General features: G+C 68.3%; 2 protein-coding genes. One reads left to right on the top strand and one right to left on the bottom strand.

Features of this window, described 5'->3' with window-relative positions:
• Positions 1-862: geranyl diphosphate 2-C-methyltransferase (locus GWK25_RS43010; RefSeq protein WP_215458166.1), on the top strand; the 862-nt coding region annotated here is incomplete at its 5' end.
• Positions 863-944: 82 nt separating this feature from the next.
• On the opposite strand, the gene GWK25_RS43005 is transcribed toward GWK25_RS43010, so the two are convergent.
• Positions 945-2,291, bottom strand: a 1,347-nt coding sequence (locus GWK25_RS43005) for an aminotransferase class III-fold pyridoxal phosphate-dependent enzyme (protein ID WP_215458162.1), incomplete at its 5' end; no start/stop codon positions are given.

Here is a 2,291-nt window from a genome sequence, read left to right as displayed (position 1 = left end):
CACCGCCACCGCCACCGCGAAGATCCCGGCCCCGGCGACCCCGTACCAGGAGGACATCGCCCGCTACTGGAACAACGAGGCACGCCCCGTCAACCTCCGGCTCGGTGACGTGGACGGCCTTTACCACCACCACTACGGCATCGGCGCCGTCGACCACGCCGCGCTCGGCGACCCGGCGCACAGCGAGTACGAGAAGAAGCTCATCGCGGAGCTGCACCGGCTGGAGTCGGCCCAGGCCGAGTTCCTCATGGACCACCTCGGCACCGTCGGTCCCGACGACACCCTGGTGGACGCCGGCTGCGGGCGCGGCGGGTCCATGGTCATGGCTCACCGTCGGTTCGGCAGCAAGGTCGAGGGCGTCACGCTCTCGGCCACCCAGGCCGAATTCGGCAACAGGCGTGCACGGGAACTGCGTATCGAGGACCACGTCCGTTCCCGCGTGTGCAACATGCTGGACACGCCGTTCGAGAAGGGCAGCATCGCGGCCTCGTGGAACAACGAGTCGACCATGTACGTCGACCTCCACGACCTGTTCGCCGAGCACTCCCGCATCCTGAGGCCGGGCGGGCGGTACGTCACCATCACCGGCTGCTGGAACCCGCGTTACGGTCAGCCGTCGAAGTGGGTCTCGCAGATCAACGCCCACTTCGAGTGCAACATCCACTCCCGCCGTGAGTACCTGCGCGCCATGGCCGACAACCGGCTGGTACCGCAAACGATCATCGACCTCACCCCGGAGACGCTGCCCTACTGGGAGCTGCGGGCCACGTCCTCGCTGGTCACGGGCATCGAGGAGGCGTTCATCGAGTCCTACCGGGACGGCTCCTTCCAGTACGTCCTGATCGCCGCCGACCGCGTATGACCCCACCCTCGCGGGGCCGAACCCGTTTTCCTACGGGCGGCCCCGCGAGGCGCAACACCGTCGATGCGGTCGGTTGCCCTGCTCAGGACTGGACGGCCGAGCGCAGCTCGGGCAGGGACAGGACCTCGTCCAGCGCGTCGACGTAGAGATCCACGTGCTCGCGGCGGAAGGTCATGGGCGGTTTGATCTTCAGTACGTTGTCGTGCACGCCATTGGGGAAGACGATGACGCCTCGCTCCTTCATGAGCTCGGTGACCATGAAGGCCTGCTCGGTGGCCGGCATCTTGGTGGTGTGGTTGCGGACCAGTTCGACGCCGAGGTAGAGCCCTTCCGCCCGTACGTCACCGATGAGCGGTTGGCGCTGCTGGAGTTCGCGCAGCGACTGGGCGAAGTACCCGCCCACGCTCACGGCGTTCTCCCTCAGCCCGTCCTGTTCGACGATGTCGAGCACGGCCTCGCCGATCGCGCAGGAGACCGGGTTGCCGCCGAAGGTGTTGAAGTACTTCATTCCCGTGTCGAAGGCGTCGGCGATCTCCCGGGTCGTGACCACCGCCGCGAGCGGGTGCCCGTTCCCGAGCGGCTTGCCCATCGTGACGATGTCCGGGACCACCCCCTGGAGCTCGAACCCCCACCAGGGCCCGAGTCGTCCGACGCCGACCTGGACCTCGTCGGAGACGCACAGGGCGCCCGCCCGCCTGGCAGCGGTGAACACGCCGTCGAGGTAGCCGTCGGGAAACACGATGTTCCCGCCCGATCCCATCAGGGACTCGGCGATGAAGGCGGCCGGGGGCCGACCGTCGGCCGTGATCCGCTCGATGACAGCGGCGGCGTCGCGCGCGTACTTGACTCCGGCGTCCGCGTCGTCGTACCCGTAAGTACTGCGATAGCGGTCCGGGATGACGACCTCGTGGGTGGTCGCGGGCGCACCGGCGCCGCCGGGGCCCTTGTAGCGGTTCGGGCTGATCCCGGTCACCACGCCGGTGTTTCCGTGGTACGCGCCGTCGATGTTGACGATGTGCCGGCGACCTGTCACCTGGCGGGCGATCCGCAGCGCCAGGTCGTTCGCCTCGCTGCCGCTGCACACGAGGAAGACGACCTCGAGCGGGTCGGGCAGCGTGGCCACCAGCTTCTGCACGTAACTGGCGATCTGCGGGTAGACGAAACGGCTGTTGGTGTTGAGCTTGCGCATCTGCCGGGTGGCGGCGGCCGTCACCCGTGGCTCGGCGTGACCGACGTGGGTGACGTTGTTCAGCGAGTCCAGATAGGCCAGGCCGTCCTCGTCGTGGAACCACACGTCCCGCCCCCGCACGAGGTTCATCGGGGCGCGGTAGTAGTTGCGCTGGGAGCGGGCGATGTGACGACGGCGCACCGAGACGACCTCGTCGATGGTGGGGGCCGCGGCGGGGGACTCGGTGAACCCGAGAAGAGG

This window comes from Streptomyces sp. ATCC 21386, from assembly GCF_018728545.1.
Classification (GTDB): Bacteria; Actinomycetota; Actinomycetes; order Streptomycetales; family Streptomycetaceae; genus Streptomyces.
This window is presented reverse-complemented; position numbering and strand designations above follow the sequence as displayed.